Source organism: Brachybacterium muris (assembly GCF_016907455.1).
GTDB classification, from domain to species: Bacteria; Actinomycetota; Actinomycetes; order Actinomycetales; family Dermabacteraceae; genus Brachybacterium; species Brachybacterium muris.
Map to the genome: position 1 here is coordinate 13,321 of NZ_JAFBCB010000001.1, position 21,968 is coordinate 35,288.

The 21,968-nt window shown below is 69.6% G+C and carries 17 protein-coding genes and 1 pseudogene; 14 read left to right on the forward strand and 4 right to left on the reverse strand.

Annotation, left to right across the window (positions count from 1 at the left end):
- Positions 1 to 13: 13 nt before the first annotated feature.
- The 4 genes from JOD52_RS00070 to JOD52_RS00085 form a co-directional block, all read right to left on the reverse strand.
- A complete protein-coding gene (locus tag JOD52_RS00070; protein ID WP_204408383.1) occupies positions 14 to 499 on the reverse strand; it encodes a GNAT family N-acetyltransferase in 486 nt (161 codons plus the stop codon).
- Positions 500 to 680: 181 nt separating this feature from the next.
- A complete protein-coding gene (locus JOD52_RS00075) occupies positions 681 to 1,886 on the reverse strand; it encodes an ABC transporter permease (RefSeq protein ID WP_204408384.1) in 1,206 nt (401 codons plus the stop codon).
- Entirely contained in the window at positions 1,874 to 2,758 is an 885-nt protein-coding gene (locus tag JOD52_RS00080) for an ATP-binding cassette domain-containing protein (protein WP_204408385.1), read from the reverse strand. Before JOD52_RS00080 ends, JOD52_RS00075 begins: the two co-directional genes overlap by 13 nt.
- Positions 2,752 to 3,852, reverse strand: coding sequence for an efflux RND transporter periplasmic adaptor subunit (locus tag JOD52_RS00085; protein WP_204408386.1), 1,101 nt, complete (start codon positions 3,850 to 3,852; stop codon positions 2,752 to 2,754). The genes JOD52_RS00080 and JOD52_RS00085 overlap by 7 nt, the downstream gene beginning before the upstream one ends.
- A gap of 460 nt (positions 3,853 to 4,312) precedes the next feature.
- Between JOD52_RS00085 and JOD52_RS00090 the strand changes: the two genes are divergently transcribed.
- The 14 genes and pseudogenes from JOD52_RS00090 (at position 4,313) to JOD52_RS17820 (ending at position 21,868) form a co-directional block, all read left to right on the forward strand.
- Positions 4,313 to 5,449 carry a serine hydrolase domain-containing protein gene (locus JOD52_RS00090; protein ID WP_017823352.1) on the forward strand — a complete coding sequence of 379 codons (1,137 nt, stop codon included), beginning with the start codon at positions 4,313 to 4,315 and terminating at the stop codon, positions 5,447 to 5,449.
- A gap of 182 nt (positions 5,450 to 5,631) precedes the next feature.
- Positions 5,632 to 7,278, forward strand: coding sequence for a type 2 periplasmic-binding domain-containing protein (locus tag JOD52_RS00095; RefSeq protein ID WP_204408387.1), 1,647 nt, complete (start codon positions 5,632 to 5,634; stop codon positions 7,276 to 7,278).
- Positions 7,275 to 8,075 carry an ABC transporter permease gene (locus JOD52_RS00100; RefSeq protein ID WP_338124027.1) on the forward strand — a complete coding sequence of 267 codons (801 nt, stop codon included), beginning with the start codon at positions 7,275 to 7,277 and terminating at the stop codon, positions 8,073 to 8,075. Before JOD52_RS00095 ends, JOD52_RS00100 begins: the two co-directional genes overlap by 4 nt.
- A 133-nt stretch (positions 8,076 to 8,208) precedes the next feature.
- A complete protein-coding gene (gene istA, locus JOD52_RS00105; RefSeq protein WP_204408388.1) occupies positions 8,209 to 9,771 on the forward strand; it encodes an IS21 family transposase in 1,563 nt (520 codons plus the stop codon).
- The gene (locus tag JOD52_RS00110; RefSeq protein ID WP_338124028.1) at positions 9,768 to 10,514 is read left to right on the forward strand and encodes an ATP-binding protein; all 747 of its coding nucleotides are present in this window, start codon (positions 9,768 to 9,770) and stop codon (positions 10,512 to 10,514) included. The genes istA and JOD52_RS00110 overlap by 4 nt, the downstream gene beginning before the upstream one ends.
- A 107-nt stretch (positions 10,515 to 10,621) precedes the next feature.
- Positions 10,622 to 10,921 (forward strand): annotated as a pseudogene (locus tag JOD52_RS00115) (sugar ABC transporter permease); the annotation flags it as partial.
- Positions 10,918 to 12,000, forward strand: coding sequence for a carbohydrate ABC transporter permease (locus JOD52_RS00120; protein ID WP_204408389.1), 1,083 nt, complete (start codon positions 10,918 to 10,920; stop codon positions 11,998 to 12,000). The pseudogene JOD52_RS00115 and the gene JOD52_RS00120, both read left to right, overlap by 4 nt.
- A 26-nt stretch (positions 12,001 to 12,026) precedes the next feature.
- Positions 12,027 to 13,379: a hemolysin family protein gene (locus tag JOD52_RS00125; RefSeq protein WP_204408390.1), complete on the forward strand. Its 1,353-nt coding sequence runs from the start codon at positions 12,027 to 12,029 to the stop codon at positions 13,377 to 13,379.
- Between the two features lie 99 nt (positions 13,380 to 13,478).
- On the forward strand, positions 13,479 to 15,224 hold the full coding sequence (locus JOD52_RS00130; protein WP_204408391.1) for a pyruvate dehydrogenase: 1,746 nt from the start codon (positions 13,479 to 13,481) through the stop codon (positions 15,222 to 15,224).
- 312 nt (positions 15,225 to 15,536) lie between these two features.
- On the forward strand, positions 15,537 to 17,075 hold the full coding sequence (locus JOD52_RS00135) for a polysaccharide biosynthesis tyrosine autokinase (protein WP_204408392.1): 1,539 nt from the start codon (positions 15,537 to 15,539) through the stop codon (positions 17,073 to 17,075).
- On the forward strand, positions 17,072 to 18,022 hold the full coding sequence (locus tag JOD52_RS00140; protein WP_204408393.1) for a glycosyltransferase: 951 nt from the start codon (positions 17,072 to 17,074) through the stop codon (positions 18,020 to 18,022). The genes JOD52_RS00135 and JOD52_RS00140 overlap by 4 nt, the downstream gene beginning before the upstream one ends.
- Complete coding sequence (locus JOD52_RS00145; RefSeq protein ID WP_204408394.1) at positions 18,019 to 19,065, forward strand: CgeB family protein; 1,047 nt, start codon at positions 18,019 to 18,021, stop codon at positions 19,063 to 19,065. The genes JOD52_RS00140 and JOD52_RS00145 overlap by 4 nt, the downstream gene beginning before the upstream one ends.
- On the forward strand, positions 19,056 to 20,198 hold the full coding sequence (locus tag JOD52_RS00150; RefSeq protein WP_204408395.1) for a hypothetical protein: 1,143 nt from the start codon (positions 19,056 to 19,058) through the stop codon (positions 20,196 to 20,198). Before JOD52_RS00145 ends, JOD52_RS00150 begins: the two co-directional genes overlap by 10 nt.
- Positions 20,195 to 21,868, forward strand: a complete 1,674-nt coding sequence (locus JOD52_RS17820) for an acylneuraminate cytidylyltransferase family protein (RefSeq protein ID WP_420887409.1) — start codon at positions 20,195 to 20,197, stop codon at positions 21,866 to 21,868. The genes JOD52_RS00150 and JOD52_RS17820 overlap by 4 nt, the downstream gene beginning before the upstream one ends.
- The last annotated feature ends 100 nt before the right edge of the window (positions 21,869 to 21,968 follow it).

A 21,968-nucleotide genomic window follows, 5' to 3' on the forward strand; every position in this document is an offset into this window, starting at 1 on the left:
CAGACGTGCAGCCTCACCCCACCTCGCGGAACCCGAGGTGCAGGTAGAGGGCACGCGCTGCGGGCGCGGTGTCGTCCACTCGGAGGGCCACCGGCTCGCGTACGGCACCGACAGCGGCAGTGACGAGAGCACGGGCAATCCCCTGTCGACGCGCGGAGGGAATCACGAACAGGTCAACGATGAACGGTCCGGGTGGTGCATCGTCCCAGGGGGCGTCCCTGACGGTGAGGACCGCGCCGAGCAGTTCGTCCCCCCGCCACGCCCCGAGCGAGGCGTCCGGCAACCACAGCCCGTACTCCCCCTGCCAGGCAGCGCGCACGTCGGCTGTGGCCTCATCGATCGTCATCTGGGACGAGGAGCCGTGATGGCTGAGCCGGTATGCCCCTGCGGCCGCGTCGAGGTCCTGCTCCCGAAGCTCGCGAAGGTCGACCGGCTGGGGCAGGGGGACCAGTTCCGTCGGATCGGCCCTGTGCTCACGGACCATCAGGGAGTTCGCCATGCGTCGACCGTAGCCAGCTGTGGCCGCCACGGCCACATGATTTATCGCCCGTCGCCCGTCGCCCGTTGCTCGTCGCCCGTTGCTCGTCGCCCGTTGCTCGTCGCTCGTTGCCCGTCATCGGCCCCGGCCCCTCGGCCCCGCCTCGGTACGACGCGGCGGCACGGCTCAGCGGGGGATCGCCTCAGCTCCGGATCGCGTCGATCACCTTGATGCGGGTGGCGATGATCGCGGGCAGGGCGCCGGCCAGCACACCCACCAGGGTCGCGGCCAAGAGTCCCGTCACCACCGCGCCCACGGGGAACGGCGGCAGGTCCACCAGGCCGATGCCGCGGAAGTAGTCGGTGACGAAGGGGGCCTTGACCAGGGCCACGGCCCCCATCACGCCGATCGCGCCGGCGACCACGGTGGCCACCACCGATTCCATCAGCACCCCGAAGAAGATCCGCCCGCCGGTGGCACCGTAGGAGCGACGGATGCCGATCTCCCGCACCCGGTACCGCACCGTCACCAGGGAGATGTTCACCAGGCCCATCGCGCCAAGCAGCAGGATCGCCAGCGCCACTGCGATAAGCGCCTGCTGCAGCACCTCGAAACCCTCCATGGGGGCGGAGTGCTGGCCTGCCCCGAAGCTCCCCGCCGGGGTGTCGGCCAGCACCTGGGTCAGCCGGTTCGACACGGCCTCGGCCTGCTCCGGGGGCACCCATGCCCGGTACTCCGCGATGATGGCCCCTGGCTGGTCCATGCCCGGCATCTCGTCGATGCTACCCGCAGCGGTGTACGCGCGGGGGCCCCAGTCCGTGGTGGGATCGGCGGGGAGCACCCCGATCACCACCGCCTGCACGGCCTGCTGGTTCCCGCTCTGCCCGTAGAGGGTGATGGGCTCGGTGCCCATGGCGGGGCGGCCCAGCAGCTCGTACGCCGGCTGGTTGACCACGATCGCGGGGGCCAGCCGGTTCTGGTCGGAGTCGGCGATCCACCGTCCGGCCTCGGGACGCACCCGGTAGATGTCGGCGTAGCCCGGGTCCACACCTTGCAGCTCGATCGTCTGCACCCCCTGGCGGGTCTGTGCCCGTACGGCGGTGTTGATGACGCGGGTGCGGTGCTCGATGCCCAGGCGGTCGATCTGCTCCAGCACGATCTCGTCACGCTCGTCGGCCGTGAGCTCCGGATCGCCTCCGCCCATGTGGTTCACACCCACCACGGAGGCGCGGCCGGCGGACTTCTCCACCGATTGCTCCAGGGCGCTGCCCAGCATGCCGCCGGCGCCCATCACCGCGGTCAGGATGAACACCGACAGCGCCACGCCGATCAGTGCCAGCATGATGCGGCCCTTGTTGACCCGCAGTTCGCCGTAGGCCTCGACGATGGGGGCGATCAGGCCGGCCATGCCGCGTCACCGCTCGCGCGCGGGCTGGCCTCGACGGCGGGGGCCGACGCTCCGACACCTGCCGGGGTCGACGCTCCGACGCCCGCTTCGGCCAGGTCCTCCACCTCGCGGCGGCCGGAGCGGATGCCCACGGTGGCCGACAGTGCCTCGCGGGCATGGTCGCTGGTGACTGGGTGCAGCACGCCCCCGTCCAGCAGGTACGCGCGCTGAGAGAGGGCGGCGACCTGCAGGTCGTGGGTGATGGTGACCAGGGCGGCATCGGAGTCGCGGGCGATCTCGTCCAGCAGAGCCATCACGGCCTCGCCGGTCGTGACGTCGAGCGCACCGGTGGGCTCATCGGCCAGGATCAGGCGGGGCCGACGCACCAGGGCCCGTGCCACCGCCACCCGCTGCTGCTCACCGCCGGACAGCCGCGTGGGCAGCTGGTGGGCGCGGTCGGCCAGGCCCACGCGGTCCAGCATCTCCATGGCCGAGCGCTCGCGACGCCAGAACTGTCGGGCGGTGCCGTACATCATCGGCATCATCACGTTCTCCAGCGCGGTGCGCCGCTCCAGCAGGTTGAACTGCTGGAACACGAAGCCGATGGAGGCGCCGCGCAGCCGGGCCCGGCGGGCGTCGGACAGCCGCGACACGTCGCGCCCGTCGAACAGCAGCTCCCCGGTGGTCTGCCGGTCGATCAGCCCCAGCAGGTTCAGCAGGGTCGTCTTGCCGGACCCGGATCGGCCGACGACGGCCACATGGTCCCCCGTGTCCACGGTCAGGTCCACGCCCTGGAGGATGTGCAGCATCTCCCGGCTGGGCAGGCGCACCGAGCGGGTGAGGCCCCGCAGCTTAAGCAGCGGTGCGCGTCCCTCGTGGGGTGCGGTCACCACATCCCACCGCCGAACATGGCGCCCTCGGGGTTGTCCACGCCGGGCACAAACTGCAGGATCTCCTGGCCCTCCTGCAGGCCCTCGACGATCTGCACCACGCCCTCGCCGCGCAGGCCCAGCGTGACCGGAACCGGGGTGGGCTCGCCCGTGGCCTCATCGAACACGTACACGGTGCCGTCGGTGCCGTTGCCCTCCACCGCCGTGGTGGGCACGGTCATCACACCGCTGGCGGAGCCCAGGTCCACCGTGACCTTCACCGACAGCCCAGGCACGATCTTGGTCCCCTCGGGCACGGGGCAGCGCAGCTGAGCGGCGGAGATGCCCGAACCTCCGGGCTCCATCCCGGGCATGTCGAAGCCGGCGTCTTCAGGCTGCTGGGGGGCGGTGGGCTCCTCCACCTTCTCGTCCTCGATGATCGAGGGGGCGGCGCAGGGGACGGCGTCCTTCGCGGTGGGCAGGTCGGCGGTGGCCTTGATCTCGGTGTCCAGCAGGTCCAGCTGCTGCTCCGGGGTGAGGTCGGCGACGATGGAGTAGGTGCCCGGGGACAGGGTCGCCACCGGTTCGCCTGCGCTGGTGGCCTGCCATTCGGCGAGGGTGAGGCCGGTGATCTTCCCGGCCTCGGGGGCGGTGAGGTTCAGGTACAGGTACTCCACGGCGGGCGACGGGTCCGCGGCGGGGGCCGGGGCGGCGATCGGCTCGCCATCAGGCCCCACCTCCCCGGCATCGGAGCCGATGGCCGGAGCCTCGGGCATGGACGGTTCCTGCGGCACCCGCACCTGCAGGATGCGGTCGCCCTTGGCCACGGTGTCACCGTTCTTCACCCAGATCTTGGTGATCTCCCCGGAGGCCTTGGCGAGCACCGGGGTGCCGGCGTCGGGCTGGACGATCGCGTCCAGGGCCATCGTCGAGGTGATGTCGCCGCTCTCGGGGACCACGGTCGCGTACTGGTCGAACTCGGCGGTGGGGTAGAGCTCGTCGCCCTCGCCGGCCACGGCGTTCGCGGGGAAGAACGCCAGTTTGGCCAGCGCCAGGGCTATCACGGCGAAGATCAGCATCCACACGATGGGGAAGACATAGCGGCGGACGGATTCCATCTCGCGCCTTTCGATCAGGGACGGCGGCGCATCGCTGTGCCGCCGAACGGGGAAGGGTGCACATCGCTGTGCTGAGGCCAGTGTGATGCGTGGCCGGTGCGGGGGTCAACAGACTGAGGTAGGGGATCTGGGCGGGGACGTGACCGGTGCGTACCCGGGCGTACGCCTGATGTGCACCCTGGGCGCGCGCCCTGGAGTCACCCCCTGGACGCATCCCCTGGACGCCCCCCCGACGCCCCCCGACGCGCCCCCTGGAGGCGCCCCCTGGACTCGCCCTCGACGCTCCCTCGACGCGCTCCCGCCAACCGAGACGCGGATATTGCGGGGTATTCGCGCGGATAAGCCCCAGAATCCGCGGCTCGGTGGTGCATCTGGGGCAGGAGGCTCGGTGGTGCATCTGGGTTCGGCGATGGCATCTGGGCTCTGTGGCGTCCGGGGCGCCGCCTTTAGGCTCGGAGGCATGAGCCCCGCCGACCCCGCCACCGCTCCGGATTCCGTCACCTCCGCTGACCCCGTCACCTCCGCTGACCCCGCGACATCTGAGGACGCCGCCACTGCTCCGCGCCCCGCCACTGCTCCGGACCCTGCTACTGCCCCGAACCCAACCCCCGTGCCCGACACGCTGCTGCTGGTGCCGCTGCGCCAGCGCATCACCGAGCGCCACCTGGGCGTACGCGCCATCCACGTGATCCGTCCGGGCCAGGCCACCGTGTCCCACCTGTTCCGGGCCGACACCCCCGAGAACCTCTACTCCATCTCCAAGACGGTCACGGCCCTCGCCATCGGCATCGCCCAGCACGAGGGCCTGCTGGACCTGGACGACCTGCTGGTGGACCACCTGCCCGCCCCCGAGGGTGGCTACGGCGAGGGAGTGGACGGCATCCGGCTGCGGCACCTGCTCACCATGACCTCGGGTTCCCCTGTCACGGCCTTCCTCGATGACGAGCGCGAGCATCCCCACCTGACCGATCACTTCCTGGGCACGGACCTCTCCGCTGCACCCGGTGACGGGTTCGTGTACTCCAACGGGTCGATCTTCATGCTGTCCCGGGTGATCACCGAGCGCACCGGGCAGTCGATGCGCGACTGGCTGATGCCGCGCCTGTTCGAGCCGCTGGGCATTCGCAACCCACAGTGGTTCACCGACGTGGAGGGGTACACCTGGGGTGCCACCGGCCTGCACCTGACCAGTGAGCAGATGAGCCGCATCGGGGCCCTGCTGTTGGCCGAGGGCACTGCGCCCGATGACGCCGCCGGCGAGGCCGCTGCTCCTGATGGCGCTGCCGCGGAAGGTACTGCTCCCGATGGCGCCGCGGGTGAGGGCCGACGCCTGGTGCCCGCCGCATGGATCCGCTCCCTGCACGCCGACGACGCCTGGGTGCCCACCGGCGACCCGGAACCGGAGAGCGGGAAGTACGGCCTGGGGGTGTGGAAGTGCACGGTGCCCGGCTCCTGGAGGGCCGACGGTGCCTTCGGCCAGTTCCTCGTGATCCTGCCCGAGCAGAATGCGTGCGTGGCGATCACCTCGCACCTCGAGGGCGTACCCGGTGCGGAGATCCTGCGGGCCGTGTGGGAGGAACTGCTGCCGCTGCTATGAGGTTCTCGACCCCCCGGTAGGCCTGTCCTGTGCTCATCCTTGGCCAATGTGGCCTATTTCGCCTAACCTTCCAGGAAGTGGACCGATAAACCTCCGTGGAATCCGGCGTGTGCGCCCCCGGGGGCCGGCCCATCGGAGCGGGCGAAGCTGCCCGCCCCCGGCCTTGACGGAGGAGCCTTCCCATGAACGATCTCGCCGACCCCCGACGTTTCACCCCCTCCCGCCGTGCGCTGCTGGGCGCCCTCGGCATCGGCGCCGCGTTCCCGGCGCTCGCAGCCTGTGGCGGCGGTGACCCGAAGGAGGAGGCGGCCGAGGACGTCGCCGCCAACGCCGAGGTGGAACTGCCCACCTACACCGAGCAGACCGCCGTCGAGCCCGACATCCCCGGCGTGAACGGCTCCACCCCCGGGTACACCACCTACCCGCAGGACCTCCCGCAGACGGTCGATGCGCCCCCCGGCTCCGGCAGCACCTTCACCCTGATGGTGCCCACCTGGAGCGCGGTGAAGTCGAACCTCAGCAACGCGTACACCCAGGCCCTGGACGAGGCCCTGGGCGCGACGCTCGAGTACCAGATGACCACCGGCAACGACTACCGCGACAAGCAGGCCGCGGTGTTCGCCTCTCCGGACGACGTGGCCGACTGGGTCTCGGTGTTCGGCTGGAACCCCCCGGCCCGGTTCGACCAGGCCGTGGAGTCCGTGTTCCAGGACCTCACCCCCTTCATCGGCGGGGACAAGATCTCCAAGTGGAAGAACCTCGCCAACCTCCCCACCGCCGCCTGGCAGTTCGGCGTGTTCAAGGGCAAGCTGTACGGCATCCCGGTGCCCGGCGAGATCGTCACCGATGCGATCTTCTACCGCGGTGACATCTTCGAGGAGCTGGGCCTGGAGGCTCCCACCAACGCCGATGAGTTCCTGGCGGTGTGCGAGGAGATCACCGATCCGGGCGCGAACCGCTGGGCCACCAACGACATGAACACCGGCGCCCCGAACCTGATGTTCGGTGCCCCGCCGGACTGGCGCATCGACGACGGCAAGCTCGTGTACCGCTGGGAGACCCAGGAGTACCGCGACGCCCTGGAGTTCCAGATCCAGCTGTTCGAGAAGGGCCTGGTGCACCCCGACGTCGCCGCCGACACCGGGGACGCCAAGCAGCGCTTCGAGTCCGGCCAGGTCGCCATCCACTACGACGGTGTGGGTGCCTGGGGCGAGTCCACCAAGCGCGTCCAGGCCTCCAACCCGGACTACCGCCAGGTGCCGATGAGCGGCCTGTCCGCCAGCGGCGGCGACCCGATCCGCTACAAAGGCAGCGCCGCGAACTTCTTCAGCTTCCTGAAGAAGTCCGACGACACCGCCCGCATCGAGGAGCTGCTGGGGATCGCCAACTACCTGGCCGCCCCCTTCGGCACCAAGGAATGGGAGCTGGTGAACTTCGGCGTGGAGGGCACCCACTTCGAGCGCGGCGAGGGCGGTGTTCCCGAGGCAACCGAGGCACTGGCCAACGAGCACCCCGGCGTGCTGTCCACCCTGGTCACCGGCCCGGTCGCGAAGTACGACTTCACCGACCCGGACCACGTGAAGGAGTACTGCGAGTGGATGGCCGGGGAGACCCAGTACATGGTCGAGGGCCCCTTCTACGGCCAGCAGGTGCCCAAGCCCGCCGAGTACGCCTCCCTGGACCAGCCCATGTACGACCTGGAGAAGGACATCGTTCGTGGCCGCAAGACCATGGACGACTTCGACGCCGCGGTGGAGACCTGGCGCAGCAACGGCGGTGACCGGATGCGCGAGTACTACCAGGGCATCTACGACGAGCTGGAGAAGTGAGCAGCGCATCGACCACGCCGGCGGGTGACGTGACACCGTCGGGGGCAGGACCGGGATCAGCGCGGGATCCGGGGGCCGACGTCGGCCGGCGATCGAAGCGGGGCTCCAAGGGATCCGGCAGCGGCCTCGAACGGCGCAAGATCCCGCTGTCCAAGCGCCTGCGCCGCGACTGGCCGCTGCTGGTGATGGTGCTGCCCGCCGTCGCGCTGATGATCGTGTTCATGTACGTGCCGATGTTCGGCAACATCATCGCCTGGCAGCACTACTCGCCGTACGTGTCGCTGTTCGAGAACCCCTGGGCGGGCTGGGAGAACTTCCAGCGGGTGTTCCGCACCCCGGCCTTCTGGGACGCGGTGGTCAACACCCTGATGATCACCGGCTTCCAGCTGGTGTTCTTCTTCCCGGTGCCGATCGCGCTGGCGCTTCTGCTGAACTCGGTGCTCACCCCGTGGATCCGCACCACCATCCAGTCGATCGTGTACCTGCCGCACTTCTTCTCGTGGGTGCTGGTGGTGACGATCTTCCAGCAGATCCTGGGCGGTGCGGGCCTGATCAACCGGATCCTGCGCGCCAACGGCATGGAACCGATCGAGATCATGACCAACCCGGACACGTTCCTGCTGCTGGTCACCTCCCAGGCCGTGTGGAAGGACGCCGGCTGGGGCATGATCATCTTCCTCGCGGCTCTGAGCACCATCGATCCCTCGCAGTACGAGGCGGCCGCGGTGGACGGCGCCGGCAAGTGGCGGCGCATGTGGTCGATCACCCTGAATATTCGCCTCGCTGGGGTCCGCTGATCGAGGGTTCGGGTGCCACGTCGCTGCCGTAGCGGTGGCGTCGTTCGGGACCACCAGTGGTGTCGTTGGGGCCGCTCTGTCTACGCTCCTTCCGCCGTGTGTATAGGGCACGCGGCGGAAGGAGCAATCTGGAATGGTACGGAAGATCAGGGCGAAGCTGGTGCTCCAGCTGCGCGCAGAAGGTCTGTCGGGGCGAGCGATTTCGTCCTCGCAGGGCATGTCCCGCAAGTCCGTGAGGGCGGTGTTCGAGGCCGCTGACGCTGCAGGGATCGGGTGGGGCGATATCGCGGACGTCGCCGATGAGCAGGTGTATGCCCGGTTGTTCCCGGGCCGGGGCGAGCACGAGAGCGTGTTCGCACAGCCGGACTGGGAACAGGTCCATCGAGAGATGGCCAGGGTCGGCGTGACGCTGAAGCTGTTGCACGGCGAGTACTTCGACGCGACCACGGCGGCTGGGGATCCGGCGATGGGGTATGACCGGTTTTGCCGCACCTACCAGCACCACGTCATGGTCACCGGTGCCGCTTCGAGAGTCGGTCACAAGGCCGGCCAGAGCGTGGAGGTCGACTGGTCCGGCCCCACGATGGAGCTGGCCGATCCGGTCACCGGCGAGGTCTCGAAGGTGTTCTTGTTCGTTGCCTGCCTGCCTTTTTCTCGTTACGCGTTCTGCTTCCCGGCGCTGGATATGCGCCAGGAGTCCTGGCTGCGAGCGCACGTAGCGATGTTCGAGGCGCTGGGCGGGACGGTCCCGAGGATCGTTCCGGACAACCTCAAGACCGGTGTGGTGAAGCACCCCCGCGAGGGCGAGATCGTCCTGAACGATGCGTATCGCGAGATGGCAGCGCATTACTCGGCGGCGGTGCTCCCGGGGAGGGTGCGGAAACCGAAAGACAAGGCGAGCGTGGAGAACACCGTCGCGCACGTCGCGACCTGGGTCATCGCCGGGCTGCGGGATCAGCGATTCACGTCCCTGCCCGAACTTGCAGCCGCCATCGGGCAGCGGATGGAGGCCTATAACGCGGAGCCGTTCCAGAAGCGGCCCGGATCCCGCGCCAGCGTGTTCGACGCGGAGGAGCGGCCGCTGCTGACGCCGCTGCCGGCGGTGCCCTACGAGATCTCGACATGGCACTACGGACGACGAGTGGGCAGGAACGGGCACGTCACGTTCGCGCGGAACTTCTACTCCGCGCCGTTCGCGCACATCGGCGCGAAGGTCGATCTGCGCATCACGGCCCGGACGCTGGAGATCTATCAGGGCAGCCAGCGACTGACCAGTCACCTGCTGCTCCCGGAGACCGCGAGCAATGAGTACCGCACCAACGACGCGGACCTACCTGCGGGCGAGCGTTTCCAGGCCTGGGACGCGCAGAGGGTGCGGGCGTGGGCAGATCGGGTCGGGCCGGCCACGGTGATCGTGATCCAGCGGATCTTCGAGTCCGTGCCGATCGTGGAACAGGGCCTGGATCCCGCGTTGGCGGTGCTACGGCTCTCTCGCCGCTTCTCCGTAGATCGGGTCGAGGCGGCCTGCGCACTCGCGCTGACGGGACGGGTCCGTTCACCGCGCTATGCGCATCTGCACCCGATCTTGGCCACCGGGCAGGACAAGGTCGCCGCCCTGCGTCCACCCCGCGAGGAACCCGCGGAAGACGGCGGATACGTCCGTGGCGCCGACTACTACGCCGGAGGTGTCCGGTGAGCGTGATCGATAACGACACGAAGCGGAAGCTGCGCGAGATGGGCGCGACCGCGCTGCTGGACGCGATCGATGCCCAGGATGAGGCTCACGTGCTGGGGATGTCGTTCCAGGAACGGCTCCAGCTGATCGTGGACGAGGCGCATTCCATCTTCAATCATGGAAAGGTCGAGGGTCTGATCCGCCGGGCGGGGCTGCGTTATCCCGGAGCGGACCTGCGGCGGCTGGATCTGGTCGAGGAACGGGGACTGAACCGGAACGTGATCGCGCAACTGGCAACCTGCTCCTTCATCCAGCGGCAACAGAACGTGGTCTTCCAGGGCTTCACCGGCTCAGGGAAGTCCTACCTCGGCTGCGCGCTGGCGAAGCAGGCCTGCCAGCACCGGCTCCGAGCCCACTACATCCGAATGCCCGACCTCGAAGAGGCCTGGGCCCTGGCAAAGGACAAGCCGCAGGGCCAGACGAAGTTCCTGCGGAAGTACTCCACGTTCTCGCTGCTGGTGATCGACGAGTGGCTGCTGGACCATCCTGACGAGGGAATGCGTTCGATGCTGCTGGAACTGCTCGAGCGCCGCTATGACACCGGCTCGACCGTGTTCTGCACCCAGTACCCGAAGAAGGACTGGCACGCCCGGCTCGGTGGAGCAGTCCACGCCGATGCGATCATGGACCGCATCGTGCACAACACAATCTGGATCGACACCGGCGACAGGAACATGCGAGAACACACCGCACTGCCCCAGTGACCCGATGCCGGCGGGAGCCAGTGGTCCCCACCGCGGCGGCTACTGGCCCCCGTCGGCACGATCGGCGGTCCCCAAGAGCAAGATTCGGTGGCTCCCACGACTACGAATACTCAATCACCCTGCCCGCGATCCGGCCCACCATCATCCTGCTGCTGATCCTGCGCCTGGGCGATGCCCTCACCGTCGGCTTCGAGCAGCTGATCCTGCAGCGCGGAGCCGTAGGCCCGGGCGCTGCCGAAGTGCTGGACACGTACGTGTACTACCAGGGCGTGATCGGCGGTGACTGGTCGTACGCGGCCGCCGCCGGCCTGGTCAAGGGCATCGTCTCGCTGCTGCTGGTGCTGGGTGCGAACAAGCTCGCCCACGCCTTCGGTGAAGCCGGTGTCTATCGGAGGGAGAAGCGATGACCGCCACCTCACCCGGCTCCGGCTTCGCCGACCAGTCCCCGCCCGTGGCGCAGGGCGCCGGTGGGGAGCAGGCGGCCGACGGGTCCCGTCGTACCCCCGGAACCGGCGGCTGGCTGGGCCGACGCGACGGACCACTGTCCACGGGGCCCGGCGGCCCCGGTTCGCCGAAGAAGCGCGCGAAGGCCCAGCGTCCCGCCTGGGACGAGGAGCCCACGGTCCTGGAATCCGCCGGCAAGACGGCGGTGCTGGGGCTGATCATCCTGGCGGTGCTGCTGCCGCTGTACACGGTGGTGCTCACCTCGCTGTCCACCGATGCCACGATCAACGAGGCCGGCGGCATGGTGCTGATTCCCGGCGAGCTCACCCTGAGCGCCTACAGCGCGATCCTCAGCGGAGGCGTGGTCACCAAGTCGATCCTGGTCAGTGTGGGTGTCACGGCGGTGGGCACGCTGCTGAGCACCGTGGTGTCGGTGATGGCGGCCTATGGGCTCAGCCGCACCGACTCGCTGCTGCACCGGCCGATCCTGTTCCTGTTCATCATCACGATGTTCTTCTCGGCCGGCATGATCCCCACCTACCTGGTGGTCTCGGGCCTGGGCCTGATCGACTCGTACCTGGCGCTGATCCTGCCGGGCGCTGTCTCGGCGTTCAACATCCTGATCCTGCGTGCCTTCTTCATGGGCATCGACAACGGGATCCTGGAGGCGGCCCGCATCGATGGCGCCGGGGAGTTCCGCATCCTCACCACCATCGTGCTGCCGATGTCCACCGCGGTGATCGCGGTGGTGGCCCTGTTCTACGGGGTGGGCTATTGGAACGCGTTCTTCAACGCCATGCTGTACCTGCAGGACAGCGGCAAGTGGCCGTTGCAGATGGTGCTGCGCTCCTACGTGCTGGAAGGGGTGGAGCTGCCCGGTTCGGAGCTCACCCCGGCCGGTGTGGGCAGTGCACAGCAGCCCTCGAGCCTCGCGGTGAAGATGGCGATCGTGGTGTTCGCGCTGGTGCCGATCCTGATGGTGTACCCCTTCGTGCAGAAGCACTTCACCAAGGGCGTCATCTTCGGGGCGATCAAGGGCTGATCACCGCCGAGGGATACCGTTAACCCATGGACTGGACCGCCCTCGCCAACTTCGCGCTCGTCGTGCTCTTCGTGCTGATCGGCGGCGTGTTCGCCGGAACCGAGATGGCGATCGTGAACCTGCGCGAGTCGCAGGTCAAGCAGCTGGAGGAGAGCGGGGCGCGCGGGGAGAGCACCGCCCGCCTGGTGCGCGACCCCAACCTGTTCCTCTCTGCCGTGCAGATCGGCGTGACCGTGGCCGGGTTCTTCTCCTCCGCCTACGGCGCCTCCACGATCGCCCCGTCCCTGGTGCCGTACCTGGTCGATGCCGGGCTCAGCGAGGCCACCGCCGGCACCGTGGCCCTGATCGGGATGACCCTGGTGGTGGCGTTCCTGTCCCTGGTGCTCGGCGAGCTGGTTCCCAAGCGCCTGGCTATGCAGAACGCCCTGGCGATGACCAGGATCGTGGGGCCTCCGCTGAGCGTGTTCGGGAAGCTGATGCGCCCGGTGATCTGGCTGCTCTCGGCCTCCACGAACCTGGTGGTGCGGATCCTGGGCGGCGACCCCGATGCCGACCGCGAGGCCGTCTCCGCCGAGGAGATCCGCTCCATGGTGCGCAGCTCGGACGCCCTGGACCAGGCGGAGTCCCGCGTGCTGGCCGACGTGTTCGACGCCTCCGAGCGCACCGTGGTGGAGGTGATGCGCCCCCGCCCCCAGGTGCACTTCCTGGACGGCGACGACACGGTGGCGCAGGTGCGCAGCGAGATCCGCTCCACCGGCTACTCCCGCTACCCCGTTACCGGGGAGGACGTGGACGACGTGCTGGGCTTCGCCCACGTGCGCGACATGCTGCTGGTGGACGACCCCGCCACCACCAGGCTGCGTGACCTGGCCCGCCCCATCGAGCACATCCCCGGCACCGTCGAGGTGCTGCGGGCCCTGAACCGGATGCGCGCCCAGGCCGACCAGATCGCCGTGGTGGTGGACGAGTACGGCGGCACCGACGGCATCGTCACCCTCGAGGACCTGCTGGAGGAACTGGTGGGGGAGATCTACGACGAGTTCGACGCCGACGCCTGGAGCCCCGGCAACCCCGACCGCCTCGCCGTGCCCGGCGGTGACATCGACGGCGGCCTGATCCTGCAGGAGTTCGAGGCGCAGACCGGCATCTCCCTGCCCGACACCGGCGGCTACGAGACCGTGGGCGGGTACGTGATGGCGCAGCTGGGCCGCATCGCCGAGGTGGGCGACGAGGTGCCGGTGGACGGCGGCCGCATCGAGGTCACCGCCATGGACGACCGCCGCGTGCAGACCGTGCACCTGCTCCGTGACGACGCCGAGGGCGGAGGGGCCGACGGGCCTGTGGCTACAGCTGGCGCCGGACGACCGGCAAAGGGGTAGCGACCCGGGGACCCCTGCCCGGAACCACCCGGTCGGCGGCCGTGGAGGTGGCGGCGTTAGGCTCGAGGCAAACCTGTCGACATCACAAGGAGTCCTTCCATGGCACGCACCACCACCTTCGCCGAGCTTCTCGTCACCCAGCTGCGGGACATGGGGGTGGAGCGCATCTACGGAGTGGTCGGCGACTCGCTGAACCCCGTGGTGGACGCGGTGCGCACCACAGACGGCATCGAGTGGGTGCACGTGCGCAACGAGGAGGCCGGGGCCTTTGCCGCCGGCGCCGAGGCACGCCTGACCGGCAAGCTCGCCGTGTGCGCCGGCTCCTGCGGCCCGGGCAACACCCACCTTATCCAGGGCCTGTTCGACGCCCACCGCGACAACGCCCCCGTGCTCGCGATCGCCTCGCACATCCCCAGCCCCAAGATCGGCACCGGCTTCTTCCAGGAGACCCACCCGGAGATCCTGTTCCGCGAGTGCTCCCACTTCTGCGAGATGGTCAACTCCGGTGAGCACGGCGCCACTCTGCTGCACATCGCCGCCCAGACCGCGATCGCCAAGCAGGGCGTCTCGGTGCTGGTGCTGCCCGGTGACGTGGCCGACGAGGAGGTCTCCGGCCCCCTGACCCGCGACCTCGCCACCGAGCTGGGCGCCGTCCAGCCCGCCCCGGGCCCCGTGGGCCGCCTCGCCGAGCTGATCAACAAGGCCGACAAGGTCACCCTGTTCGTCGGCGCCGGCGTGAAGGACGCCCGCGAGGAGGTGCTGGCGCTCGCCGGGACACTCAAGGCCCCGATCGGCCACGCCTTCGGCGGCAAGGAGATCATCCAGTACGACAACCCCTACGACGTCGGCATGAACGGCCTGCTGGGCTACGGCGCCTGCTACGAGGCGATGCACGAGGCCGATCTGGTGATCCTGCTGGGCACCGACTTCCCCTACAGCGAGTTCCTGCCCGAGCCGGACGACGCGAAGCTGGTGCAGGTCGACGCCGACGCCTCCCGCCTGGGCCGCCGCGCGCCCCTGGACCTGGCCCTGCACGGCGACGTGGCCCTCACCATCCAGGCGCTGCTGCCGCTGATCAAGGCTAAGAAGTCCAACCGCTTCCTGTCCAAGATGCTCAAGCAGCACCACAAGGCCCTCACCGGGGTGGTCGCGGCGTACACCAAGAACGTCGAGAAGATGACCCCGATCCACCCCGAGTTCGTGGCCGCCACCCTGGACGAGCTCGCCGATGACGACGCGATCTTCACGGTGGACACCGGCATGTGCAACGTGTGGGGCGCCCGCTACATCACCCCCAACGGCAAGCGCCGCCTGTTCGGCTCCTGGCACCACGGCACCATGGCCAATGCGCTGCCGCAGGCCATCGGCGCCTCGGCCGCGTTCCCGGACCGCCAGGTGATCTCCATGAGCGGCGACGGCGGCCTGGGCATGCTGATGGGTGAGCTGCTCACCGTGAAGCTGCACGAGCTGAACACCAAGATCGTGGTGTTCAACAACTCGAGCCTGGGCATGGTGAAGCTGGAGATGCTGGTGGAGGGCATCCCGGACTTCGAGACCGACCACGAGCAGGTGGACTTCGCGGCCGTCGCCCAGGGTGCAGGGATCCCCTCGGTGCGCATCACCGACCCGAAGAAGCTGAAGAAGGACCTCGCTGCGGCGCTGGCCACCCCCGGGCCGATGCTGATCGACGTGGTCACCGACCCCGACGCCCTCTCGATGCCGCCGAAGATCACCGCGCAGCAGATCCGCGGCTTCGCCACCGCCTCCACCAAGGTGCTGCTCGGCGGCGGCGTGGGCAAGATGGTGGACATGGCCGCCTCCAACATCCGCAACATCCCCCGCTGACCTGTTGGCCTGCTGATCCGCGGGCCTCGTGGACTGGCGGCCTCCAGGCGTCCCGGTGCCTGACGTGTCGACGTCCGCATGCACCGAGACGTGGTGTTTCGGGGGTATCCGACGGAATACCCATGAAAGAACACGTCTCGGTGCGGCTGACCGGTGCTGCCTGGCCCCGGTGCGCCCACTCCCGTGATGTGTCTGCTTTCTCTGGGATTGTCGGGCCGGGTTACCGATGGTGCACCTTAGGATGAACAGGACCGATCGCCCGCCCGCCTCCGCCAGGCGGTGATGGCGTACTGCTGAGGGAAGGGCGACTGAGTGACCATCGAGGATTTCCTCCGGCTGCTGCTGCGCAACGCGTTGCTGCTGGTGCTGCTCACGGTGCTCGGTGCTGCGGCCGGGTACGGCTTCTCCTACACGAAGGCGCCGGTGTACCAGGCCAGTGCACTCGGATTCGTGCGTGGTGCCGCGGGCAGTGACCCGGTGAACTCCACCCAGGGGCAGTACTCCAAGGCGCAGTTCTTCCTGCCGCTGTTCCAGACCCGCGCGGTGGGTCAGACCATTGTCGATGAACTCGGCATGGACGCGAGCCCCGATGCGGTGGCCGGGTCTCTGGCCACCTCGCTGGACCCGAACGCGCCGATCATCACCGTGACCGCCTCGGCCGGCAGCCCAGAAGAGGCCAGCGCGATCGCCAATGCCTCCATCGAGGCCGTCGCCGCGGAGGCCGAGAAGCTGGAGCCCGGCACCGGCAGTCAGCTGGTCCCGTACCAGACGGCTCTTACCCCCGGTGTCCCCGTCTCCCCGGACCGTATTCGGTACGCCGCTGTGGGTGCCGCGGCGGGCCTGCTGGCGGCGATGGCGCTGGCCGTTCTGCGCAATCGCAACGACTCACGCCTGCGCACCGTGGACCAGCTCGCCGATGAGGTGAACGTGCCTGTCCTCGGCGTGCTGCCGGACGTGAAGGACTTCTCCCGCCCCAAGAGCGGCATCCTGCCCGAGCCCAAGACCTTCCAGGCCCGCGAGGCGCTGCGGAAGTTCCGCACCAACCTTCGCTTCGTGGACGTGGACAATCCGCCCCGCTCCATCGTGGTTACCTCCAGCGCCCCGGCAGAGGGCAAGTCGGTGGTCTCCGGCAACCTGTCCCGCGTGATCGCCGGCACGGGCCAGCCCACCCTGCTGATCGACGCAGACCTGCGCCGCCCCCAGGTGGCCAAGCAGTTCGGCCTGGATGGCAGCGTGGGCCTGTCCCAGCTGCTGGCCGGCGCGGTGAGCGTGGAGGACGTGGTGCAGCCCATCCCGGGCACTCGTCTGTCGGTCCTGCCGGCTGGGCAGATCCCTCCGAACCCCTCGGAGCTGCTGGGCTCGCGCCGCATGCACGAGCTGATCAAGGAGCTGTCGCGCACACACTTCGTGGTGATCGACGCCCCGCCGGTGCTGGCGGTGACCGACGCCCAGCTGCTGTCCCGCCATGCCGATGGCGCAGTGCTGGTGGCGGTCACAGGCCGTACTCGCGTGGAAGGCCTGCGCCGCGCGATCGACTCGATCCACAACGTCTCCGGCAAGGTGTTTGGCGTGGTGCTGAACCGTGCCTCCACCAGCCGCCTGAAGCGCATCGCCTACGGAGACGCCGAGTACGGCTACTCCCCCTACGGCGACAGCTCCAAGCGCTACGCCTACGGTTCGGCGGCCGGCTTGGAGACGGGACCGGCGGCAGAGCTGGAGGTCCCGGACGATGTGATCTCCGCACCCGTTCCGGAGACCCTCGCGGCCGATGAGGACCCTGCAACCGAGCACGGCCACCGCGCACGGGGCGGCAAGCGTGCCGCCGCCCCTGACGAGGACGACCGGAAGTGATCTCCCGGCTCGGTGCGGTGATCCCCGTGCACGGGCCGGTCGAGCCTGTCCTGCCTCTGCTTAACTCCCTGGTGGGGGAGGGTGTGCCGCAGCAGGACCGCCCTGCGCGGGTGGTGCTGGTGGACGATGCCTCTCCTCAGCCGATCGACGCCTCCGCGCTGCCCGCGGGTGTTGACCTGGTGCGCCGTGAGAGCAATGGTGGCTTCGGTGCCGCGGTGAACACGGGCCTGGAGGCGCTGGGAGATCTGGAGCTGGCGCTGGTGCTGAACTCCGACCTGCGCATCCCTGACGGCTTTCCCCGCGACATCGTGGAGCACGCTGCCCCGTGGCAGCCGGCTGTGGTCGGCTGCCGCAATCAGGACGAGCAGGGCCGCTCCGGGTACGCCGCGCGCATCTTCCCCTCCACCAGCCATCAGGTGGTCGAGTGGCTGGTTCCGTTGGCCTCCCAGCGTCACCGCGACGTGCTGCACCGCGCGGTGGGCCACGACATGGCCGCCGAGCGCGGCACCGGCATGATCCCCGTGGACTGGGTGAGCGGCGCCGTGATGCTGCTGCCCCTGGCGCAGGTGCGTGAGGTGGGGGGCCTGGACGAGCTGTACTTCATGTACGCCGAGGAGGTGGACCTGCAGCGTCGCCTGCGCGCGATCGGCGTCCCCTCCCTGTACGACGCTGACCTCACCGTCACTCACGTGGGCGGCGGCTCCTCCGGTGGGGAGGGCCGGCGGCGGCAATGGCTGCTGGCCGGCCGCGACCGCTACGCGCGGTTGCACGGGCGCCCCCGCACCCTTCGTACGGGTCTGCGTGCCGCCACCCTCGCCAATCTCGCCTGGAACACCGGGCGCAGAGTGGCTGGGCGGGACGTCGCTCCCTTGGCTGCGTTCCGCGAGCAGTGGGGCGTCATCTCCGATGCGGCTCGAGGAACCGTCGCCGAGAGGAACCGACGATGAACGCCACCGGTAGGACCAGCGCCACCGTTCCCCGGAAGATTGTGCTGGTCACGCCCACCTTTCACGACTACGCCACCAGCATCGCGCAGGCCTTCGAGCGGGCGGGGCATGAGGTGGTGACCCTGCGCTACGACGCCTACGTGACCGTGAAGGACAAGGCGCGCCTGAAGGCCACCGTGGAGCTGCCCAGCAAGCTGCACCTGCCCGGCGACCATGCCGGCCGCGAGAAGCGTCGTGTCACGGACTCCGTGCTGGCTGCCCTCACCGAGGCCCGCCCGGACGGCGTCGTGGTGATCAAGGGCGACATGCTGGACGACCGCTTCTGGGCCCACCTGGACGCCCACCGCATCCCGCGGATCCTGTGGCTGTACGACGACCTGCACCGCCACCCCTACACCCCCGAGTTCCTGGCACAGCTGGGGCCGGTGGTCTCCTACTCCGAGCAGGAGGCTGCGATGCTGCGCGAGCAGCACGGCGTGGACGCCACCTGGGTTCCTGACGCTTTCGACCCGCACCGTGCGCAGCCCACCGGCCGCCGGGTGGACCGGATCGCCTTCGTGGGCGCAGCCCACGCCGACAGGGTGCGGATCCTGCAGGACCTCACCGATCGCGGCCTGCCGGTGCACGCCTGGGGCCGGGACTTCTCGCACCACCCGATGGACCGCCTGCGCACCTGGGGCTGGAAGCGCCCTTCGATCCCCGCCTCCCGCGACATCCCTCTTACCGAGGCGTACCAGGTGGTGGGGGAGTCCTCGGCCTCGGTGAACATCCACGGCCCTCAGACGGACCACCCCATGCGCACCTTCGAGGTGCCCGGCATGGCCGGGGTGTCCCTCGAGGACCGCGCATCGGTGGCTCGGTTCTACGATGTGGGGACCGAGGTGGAGGTGTGGGAGAACCTCGACCACCTCGCTGAACTGTGCGAACGTTCCCGGAAGGACCGCGTGTGGTCCGAGGGGATGCGGGAGAAGGGGCGGGCCCGTACCTTGGCGGAGCACACGTTCGACCATCGGATCACGGAGGTGGACGCACTATGGCGCTGAGGTACCCACGATCGATGGAGGACTGGGCGGCTTGGCAGGCCTCCCGGCAGCGGCTGCGCCGCACCAAGCACCGAGTCTTCGGAGCAGTGAACAGCCTGCGCGGCACCGAGCCGGAGATCCCCCGCGTCACCCTGTACCGCCGGGTCTCGGCCGACGGGGACCTGCTGGTGGAGGACGGCCGCACCAAGCCCCTGCTGATCGCCCTGGACTCCGCGTCCCCCACCTCGGTCGCCTCTGTGGCCGATGTGATCCCCTATAGCCGCGGTGATGTGGCGGTGCTTGCCCCACGCGGCATGGATGTGGGCCTGCCCGGTGCCGAGGACTGGTCCCGTCGGGACCTCCCGGCCGACGTGGGCGCGGTGCTCACCTCCGTGGACCCGTACGCCGTGATGAGCCTGGGCGCGCACCTGAGTTCCGGCGCCCTTGCTGACGGTATCGCCCAGAAGCTCGGCGTGCCGCACTACGTGGTCCAGCACGGCGCACTCACCCCGTACTCCCCGCCCCTGCCGGAGGGAGCGCGCCTGCTGGCCTGGACCCAGGCCGACGCCGACTTCTGGACCGCCGGACGCGACGACGTGGAGACGACAGTCGTCGGCTCGCAGCTGCTGTGGCGCGCCGGGCACGAGACCACCGCTGTCCCGGTGGACCGAACTCCTGTGTTCCTGGGCCAGCTGCACGGCGCGGAGCTGCCGCGCTGGGTGACTGGCGACGCCGCGCAGAAGTTCTGCCTCCGTCACGACGCGATGTACCGTCCCCACCCCTCCGAGACGGACGTGCTCTCGCGCCTGCAGCATCAGGTGTGGCAGAGGCGAGGCATCGAGTTCGCTCCCACCGATGTGCCGCTGCGGCAGGTGGCGGAGCCGGTAGTCGCGGTGTTCTCCACCGGCATCCTCGAGGCCGCAGCCCGCGGCGTGCCAGCCTGGGCCTACGCGCCGCGCGCCCCACGCTGGGTGCACGAGTTCTGGGAGCGCTACGGCATGAAGCCCTACGGCGGGGACCCCACCCCGGCCCTGCCCATCGGCACCGGGGAGCCGGCCGTCGCTATCGCGGGTCTGGTCGATCCACTCCCGGGTGAGGAGCCGGGCCCGTCGGCCGGCCCTGTCCCGTCGGCAGGCCCTGGAGGTCCTGAGTGAGTGTGCTGTGCGTGATCCCGGCGCGCGGCGGCTCCAAGGGGATCCCCCGCAAGAACCTGCTGCCCGTGGGTGGCAAGCCGCTGATCGCCTGGACGATCGCCCAGGCGCTGGCCACCACCGAGGAGTCCGACCTGATCGTCGCGGTCTCCACCGAGGACGAGGAGATCGGCCGCGTGGCCCGTGAACACGGCGCCCGCGTGATCGAGCGGCCGATGGAGCTGGCACAGGACTCCACCGCTACCGAGCCGGTGCTGCTGCACGCCATGGACGTCGCCGAAGCGCAGGGGATCGACCTGGAGGCCGTGATGCTGCTGCAGGCCACCTCACCCGTGCGCCTGCCCGGCACCCTGGACCGGGCCGTCGCGCAGTTCCGCGACAGCGGCTGCGATTCCCTGATCGGCGTGCTGCCCCAGTCCCCGTTCTTCTGGCACCTGCCGGCAGCAGACGGTGAGCAGCCCCGGGCTGACTACGACTGGACGGCGCGCCCTGCAGGACCGGGCCTGGGGGGAGAGGATGCGAGAAGCCGGCAGGCGCCGCACCCTCGCCGAGCACACCTTCGATCATCGCCTCGAGGAGGTCGATTCGCTGTGGCAGGACTGATCCACCCTAGCTCCCTGGAGCGCTGGCGGGAATGGCAGAGCACGCGGAACCGCGCCCGACAGGTGAAGCACGCCGTCACCAGTGCGGTGCGCTCGCGTCGCGGAACCCAGCAGATGCCCGGCCTGGTGCTCCACTCCCGCGAGGGAGAGGGTGGCACCCGCCTGCTGATCGGCCTGGACTCCGCCTCCCCGACCTCCCGCGCGAGCCTGCTGACCTCCCTGCCCTACCTGCGCATCGGCGTGGACGTGCTCAGCCCCGCCGGCCTCGACCTGCCCGAGCTCGCCGGCGACGAGTGGACCCATCAGCGGATCGAACCCGCCACCACGGAGGAGGAGCAGCGCCGCCGCCTCGCCGTCGTGCTGGACAGGCGCGGGATCGGCGCCGTGCTCACCCTTGGCCAGCACCTCGCCGCGGGCCGCGCTGCGCACGAATGGGCGCTCGCCACCGACACCGCCTCCGCCGTGGTCCAGCACGGTGCCCTGACTCCCTACGCCCCGCCGCTGCCACCCCGCACCACGCTGCTGGCCTGGAGCGACGCCGACGCGGAGTTCTACCGCTCCGGCCGCGACGACGTCGAGGTGCGCACCGTCGGCTCCCAGCTGCTATGGCAGGCCGGCAAAGAGAGCGAGGGCGACGTGACCGGGCAGAAGCCCGTGTTCCTCGGCCAGATGCACGGCGCCGAGCTACCGCGCCGCCTCACCGCCGGGATCGCGATGTCCTTCTGCCGCGCCGAGGGCGCGCTGTACCGCCCGCATCCTTCCGAGGTGGACGTCCGCTCCCGCGCAGCGCACACGCTGATGATGCGCCGCGGCGTCGAGTTCCAGGACACGTCGATCCCGCTGCACGAGGTGGGAGCCCCGGTGGTCGGGATCTTCTCCACCGGCGTGCTCGAGGCCGCCGCTCGTGGCATCCCTTCCTGGGTTGCCGGCGAGAAGGTGCCCGCCTGGGTGCGCGAGTTCTGGGACCGCTACGACATGCGCCGCTGGGGCGGGGAGCCCACCCCCGCGCTGGCCACCGGGGCCGACGAGCCCTCCCGCCTCATCGCCCAGATCCTCGAGGGCGCCGGATGAGCACTCTCGACGCACTCCTCGCCCGGGAAGACTCGAAGGGGCTTCCGCCGCGGTGCCTACAGACCGCGAGTGGGTACCCGCCGATCGTCAGCCTTCTCAA

Bases quoted from the DNA above. Each gene is read 5' to 3' on its own strand.
- JOD52_RS00130 (WP_204408391.1), top strand. From the start codon at position 13,479: ATGGCACGCACCACCACCTTCGCCGAGCTTCTCGTCACCCAGCTGCGG.
- JOD52_RS00070 (WP_204408383.1), bottom strand. From the start codon at position 499: ATGGCGAACTCCCTGATGGTCCGTGAGCACAGGGCCGATCCGACGGAA.
- JOD52_RS00090 (WP_017823352.1), top strand. From the start codon at position 4,313: ATGAGCCCCGCCGACCCCGCCACCGCTCCGGATTCCGTCACCTCCGCT.
- JOD52_RS00085 (WP_204408386.1), bottom strand. From the start codon at position 3,852: ATGGAATCCGTCCGCCGCTATGTCTTCCCCATCGTGTGGATGCTGATC.
- istA (WP_204408388.1), top strand. From the start codon at position 8,209: ATGGTACGGAAGATCAGGGCGAAGCTGGTGCTCCAGCTGCGCGCAGAA.
- JOD52_RS00095 (WP_204408387.1), top strand. From the start codon at position 5,632: ATGAACGATCTCGCCGACCCCCGACGTTTCACCCCCTCCCGCCGTGCG.
- JOD52_RS00150 (WP_204408395.1), top strand. From the start codon at position 19,056: ATGGCGCTGAGGTACCCACGATCGATGGAGGACTGGGCGGCTTGGCAG.
- JOD52_RS00125 (WP_204408390.1), top strand. From the start codon at position 12,027: ATGGACTGGACCGCCCTCGCCAACTTCGCGCTCGTCGTGCTCTTCGTG.
- JOD52_RS00075 (WP_204408384.1), bottom strand. From the start codon at position 1,886: ATGGCCGGCCTGATCGCCCCCATCGTCGAGGCCTACGGCGAACTGCGG.
- JOD52_RS00120 (WP_204408389.1), top strand. From the start codon at position 10,918: ATGACCGCCACCTCACCCGGCTCCGGCTTCGCCGACCAGTCCCCGCCC.
- JOD52_RS00145 (WP_204408394.1), top strand. From the start codon at position 18,019: ATGAACGCCACCGGTAGGACCAGCGCCACCGTTCCCCGGAAGATTGTG.